The organism is Devosia sp., assembly GCF_028290645.1.
Lineage (GTDB): Bacteria > Pseudomonadota > Alphaproteobacteria > Rhizobiales > Devosiaceae > Devosia_A.
Genome location: NZ_JAQGJL010000056.1, coordinates 1 through 4,369 on the forward strand (window position 1 = coordinate 1; position 4,369 = coordinate 4,369).

6 protein-coding genes are annotated in these 4,369 nt (G+C 66.1%); 1 reads left to right on the forward strand and 5 read right to left on the reverse strand.

All coding sequences use genetic code 11. The features are described 5' to 3' along the window. Positions 1 to 80 precede the first annotated feature (80 nt). From pheS to JWQ89_RS03020, 5 genes are all read right to left on the reverse strand, one after another. The gene (pheS, locus tag JWQ89_RS03000) at positions 81 to 1,211 is read right to left on the reverse strand and encodes a phenylalanine--tRNA ligase subunit alpha (RefSeq protein ID WP_299638279.1); all 1,131 of its coding nucleotides are present in this window, start codon (positions 1,209 to 1,211) and stop codon (positions 81 to 83) included. Between the two features lie 273 nt (positions 1,212 to 1,484). Continuing rightward, the gene (gene rplT, locus JWQ89_RS03005) at positions 1,485 to 1,886 is read right to left on the reverse strand and encodes a 50S ribosomal protein L20 (RefSeq protein WP_299638281.1); all 402 of its coding nucleotides are present in this window, start codon (positions 1,884 to 1,886) and stop codon (positions 1,485 to 1,487) included. A 12-nt stretch (positions 1,887 to 1,898) separates the two neighbouring features. Beyond that, positions 1,899 to 2,099, reverse strand: a complete 201-nt coding sequence (gene rpmI / locus JWQ89_RS03010; protein ID WP_055047457.1) for a 50S ribosomal protein L35 — start codon at positions 2,097 to 2,099, stop codon at positions 1,899 to 1,901. 154 nt (positions 2,100 to 2,253) lie between these two features. After that, a complete protein-coding gene (locus tag JWQ89_RS03015; RefSeq protein WP_299638284.1) occupies positions 2,254 to 2,676 on the reverse strand; it encodes a helix-turn-helix domain-containing protein in 423 nt (140 codons plus the stop codon). Positions 2,677 to 2,819: 143 nt separating this feature from the next. Continuing rightward, complete coding sequence (locus tag JWQ89_RS03020; RefSeq protein ID WP_299638286.1) at positions 2,820 to 3,506, reverse strand: hypothetical protein; 687 nt, start codon at positions 3,504 to 3,506, stop codon at positions 2,820 to 2,822. A 321-nt stretch (positions 3,507 to 3,827) separates the two neighbouring features. On the opposite strand from JWQ89_RS03020, the gene JWQ89_RS03025 reads away from it, so the two are divergent. Beyond that, positions 3,828 to 4,208, forward strand: coding sequence for a DUF423 domain-containing protein (locus JWQ89_RS03025; RefSeq protein WP_299638288.1), 381 nt, complete (start codon positions 3,828 to 3,830; stop codon positions 4,206 to 4,208). Positions 4,209 to 4,369: the final 161 nt, after the last annotated feature.

The following is a 4,369-nucleotide window of genomic DNA, read 5'->3' on the forward strand; positions in this document are numbered from 1 at the left end:
GGCCGGAGCCGCCGTCACCGAATGTACAGGCTCCCGGCTTTAGCCGGGATGACGGCCGTGGGTTGGCGAGGCCGTGTCCATCACGAACTCAGCCCCGCGAACAATGTCGGGATATCCAGCGGTCTGAACCCGTAGTGATCGAGCCAGCGCTTGTCGGCGTCGAAAAAGGCGCGGAGGTCCGGCATCCCGTATTTCAGCATGGCAATGCGGTCGATCCCCATGCCCCAGGCGAAGCCCTGGTAGATGTCGGGGTCGAGGCCGGCGTTCCGGATGACGTTGGGGTGGACCATGCCGCAGCCGAGGATTTCGAGCCAGTCGCTGCCCTCACCGATCTTCACTTCGGCGCCCGAACGGTCGCACTGCACGTCGACTTCCATCGACGGCTCGGTGAACGGGAAGAAGCTGGGGCGGAAGCGCAGCGTGACGTTTGGAACTTCGAAATAGGCCTTGAGGAACTCCTCGAGCACCCAGCGGAGCTGGCCGATGTGGCTTTCCTTGTCGATGACGAGGCCTTCAACCTGATGGAACATCGGGGTGTGGGTCTGGTCGCTGTCGTGCCGATAGGTGCGGCCCGGCATTACCACGCGGATCGGCGGATCGATCGCCGGGGTCATATAGGGCGCGGCGGGCTTCTCGTTGGCTTTCAGCATGGTGCGGATCTGCACCGGCGAAGTGTGGGTGCGCAGCACGCGCTTGATGCCGTCGGGCGAGGGCGCCATGAAAAAGGTGTCGTGCATCTCGCGCGCCGGATGCCCCTCGGGGAAGTTGAGCGCGGTGAAATTGTACCAGTCGGTCTCGATATCGGGCCCTTCGGCGATCGAGAAGCCCATGTCGGAAAAGATCGCGGTGATCTCGTCGATCACCTGGCTGACCGGATGGATGCGGCCTTCGGTGGTCGGCGCCGGGCGGACCGGCAGGGTGACGTCGACGCGCTCGGCGGCGAGGCGGGCATCGAGCGCGGCCTTGGCGAGCTCGGCGGCGCGCGCCTCGATCAGCGCCGTGACTTCGATCTTGAGGCCATTGATGGCGGCGCCGGCGGACTTGCGCTCTTCGGGAGCGATCGAGCCGAGGGTCGCGAGCAACGCCGAGACGGAGCCCTTCTTGCCGAGCGCGCCGACCCGGACGGCTTCGATGGCCGCTTCGTTGCCGGCGGCAGCGACGGCGGCGCTGATTTCGGCGCGGAGGGTAGCGATCTGAGCGTCGAGAGACATGTGGTGTTCCATTTATCGTTCGCTTCTTTGCTACCCACTCACCCGGTGTCATACCGGCGAAGGCCGGTATCCATCTTGAGATCTCAGGATGGGCCCCGGCCTTCGCCGGGGTGACATCGTGTGTGAGGTAGCGTCGGGACCAAAAAACAAAAGCCCCGCGCCGTCCCCGGTTTCGGGCGGCGCAAGGCTTAGCTTAGGGCCTCAGAAAAGGCGAGTAGTCTTGCTGGCTCTTAGCCTTGATCCGGAAAATCCTGCGACTTTCCGGGGCTAGACTCAGGCGCTGATGCGCTCGTGGGTGGTCGTCTCGATCTTGCCGAGATACCCCAGAGCGGCCTTCGCCTGCTCAACCAGCACGGCGAACGCTGCGGGCTCGGTGATCGCGAGATCGGAGAGCACCTTGCGGTCGACGGCGATCTCAGCCTTGCTGAGGCCGTCAATAAATCGGCCGTAGGTCAGGCCGTGATCGCGCACGGCGGCGTTGATGCGCTGGATCCAGAGGGCGCGGAAGTTGCGCTTCTTGACGCGGCGATCGCGGTACGCGTACTGGCCGGCCTTGTCGACGGCGGCCTTGGCGGTACGGATGGTGTTCTTGCGGCGACCGTAGAAACCGGAGGCGGCCTTCAGAACCTTCTTGTGGCGGGCGTGGGCGGTAACGCCTCTTTTAACGCGGGACATTGGTTCGGCTCCTTATCGGTTGTACGGCATGTACCACTTGACCAGACTCTCATCGCCCTTCTTGAGGATCTTGGTCCCCCGATGCGAGCGGATGTAGTCGGCGTCGTGGCTAAGGAGACGGTGACGCTTGCCCGCGACGCCAGCCTTGACGCGGCCGGTCGCAGTCATCTTGAAGCGCTTCTTGGCGCCCGATTTGGTCTTCATCTTTGGCATTTTGCGTTCCTGGTTAGAGGCGGCTCAGAGAGCCAGCATTCGGTGTCGCCACGGCATGCCTTTTGGCCGGGCGACCCGTCGAGAAGGCGGGTGTATAGGGGGAAAGCTGCAGGTGCGCAAGGGGGCGGCAGTGCGGCCCGATGGCCATCTGCCACTAGGCTCTATTGGCTGCCGCAAGTTCCGACAAGCCGTCGATCAGGTGGGCGGCTTCGGTCTTGGTGAGACTCTGCAGCGCCTGCCGGTCGGCGAGCGCCGCGGCGGCGGCCGCTTCGGGGAGCACGGCCCTCGCCTTGTCGCTGAGATAGAGCCCCTGCGCCCGGCCCTTGCCGATCGAGGCCTTCTCGATCCAGCCCTCCGCCTCGAGTCCGGCCAGCGTCCGGGCGACGCCCGGCTGCTCGAGCTCGAGCCGGGCAGCGAGTTCCGCCTGGGTCAGGCCCTCGCGCTGGGCGATCTCGCTCAGCGCAGTGAACTGCGCCGGGTGGAGGCCGAACGGCGCCAGCGCCTCGCGCAAGCCATTGGCGACCTGGCGCGTGAGCAGACTGGCGACGTGGAACAGGGTTTCCTTGTGGTCGAACATGGCCTCCTCCCCCAGAGGGAAGCGGATCATAACGTGTTTTGGATTAAGGCATGCTTGCTGGCCGGAGCGTGGGGCCACCCCACCCTCGGTCCCTCCTCAAAAGGGGGAGGGAGCCGATAGACCCTGTTCCTCGGACAACACAGCTAGGCAACGATCTCCGACCATGGCCGGCCGTTTCGCGCGGCTGCCGCGGCGATGGCGATGCCGCGCTTCTGCGCCGCCGTGAGTTCGTCCGAAACGATATTGGCGGCATTGGCCGGGTCGAGCATGGCGCGCGGCACCAGCAGCCGCTCAAGGAAGCCCAGCACCGCCCAGACATTGTCGGCGAGCGCCCCCAGCGGACGCCGGCGCAGGGCGGCGATGGTCGCGAGTTCGAGATAGAACGAGGGGAAATCGAGCCCGTTCTGGTCGCGCCAGAGCTTGATGATGCGGATTTCCTCCTGCCGGCCCGAGTCGTGGCTGTCGAGCACGTGCTGGTTGAGGTTGGTGGTGAGCGACAGCGCCCGGCGGGCCGAGTAGATCTCGTGGATGTCGGAGATCATCGACAGGCGCTTGGCCGGCAGGAGGTCGATGGCGATGTTGCCCAGCTGGAGCGCCAGCGTCACGTGGCGGCGGACGGGTGCGAGCCCGAGCCGCTCGAAAGTCGAGAACATCGACTCGTAGACTTCGGGAATACGTCGCTCCGACTGGGTGTCGATCCAGACGACATAGTCGACGCTGACGCCGCTGCGGTTGGCGAGGCCCTTCTCGAAGCCGCCGCCGGGCACCACTTCGACGATGTGCCGGCCGCCCCAGGCGCTGCACAGGGCTTCGATCTTGCTGTCGATCATGGTCAGCGGCGATCCCGAGCCGCGGTCGACTGCTTCACGCGCGAGGATCGCTCGCAGGTATTCGGACGCTGTTACGCTACTGACTGCCGTACTCATGCACGCATTTTACGATAATCCCGCCGACCATGCCAGTATTGCGCCGGGAGCGGTGGCCAAGTGGTTAGCCGGTAGAGTTAATCCGGCTGCGACGACTGTAGTGCGAGGCGGTCGGCCCGTCGCCCCGAACCAAACTGGCAGAGGGCTAGGCTCGGCCCGGCCTTTCGCTTGCGCCCCGGCTTCGCTATCGCCGTGGGTCAACGGCCACATCGGGAGACAAGCCAAATGCCGGAACATCCCCTCGCTTCGCGCCTGCTGCTGGTCGCGGCCGGCATCTGTGGGGCGCTGGGCGTCGCGGCGGCGGCGCGCGCCAGCCATGCGGCCGACGACAATCTCGGGATCGCCGCCAACTTCCTGCTGCTGCATGCCCCGGTGCTGATCGGGCTGAGCCTCATGGCGTGGAACCGGGTGGCGGTCGCTGCGGCGGTGGTGCTGCTGGTCGGGCTGGTGCTGTTCGCCGGGGATCTCGCGGCGCGCGCGATGCTGGGCGGGCCGCTGTTCGCGATGGCGGCGCCGGTTGGCGGCGGGGGATTGATCGTGGGCTGGGTGCTGGTGGCGGCGGCAGGGATTTGGGGATGGTCGCGGCGCGTGGGGTCGCCTGACTGACAGAGAGGGCCGCTCCCCATCCCTCCCCATGAAGGAGGAGGGAGACGACTTCGGGGTTCGGGGGATGCGCAAAGAGTGGCTCTTGCGCCTCCCTCCCCCTTGTGGGGAGGGACTGAGGGTGGGGGTGCCCCACGCTCCGGCGTCTGAGATTCACTAGAGCG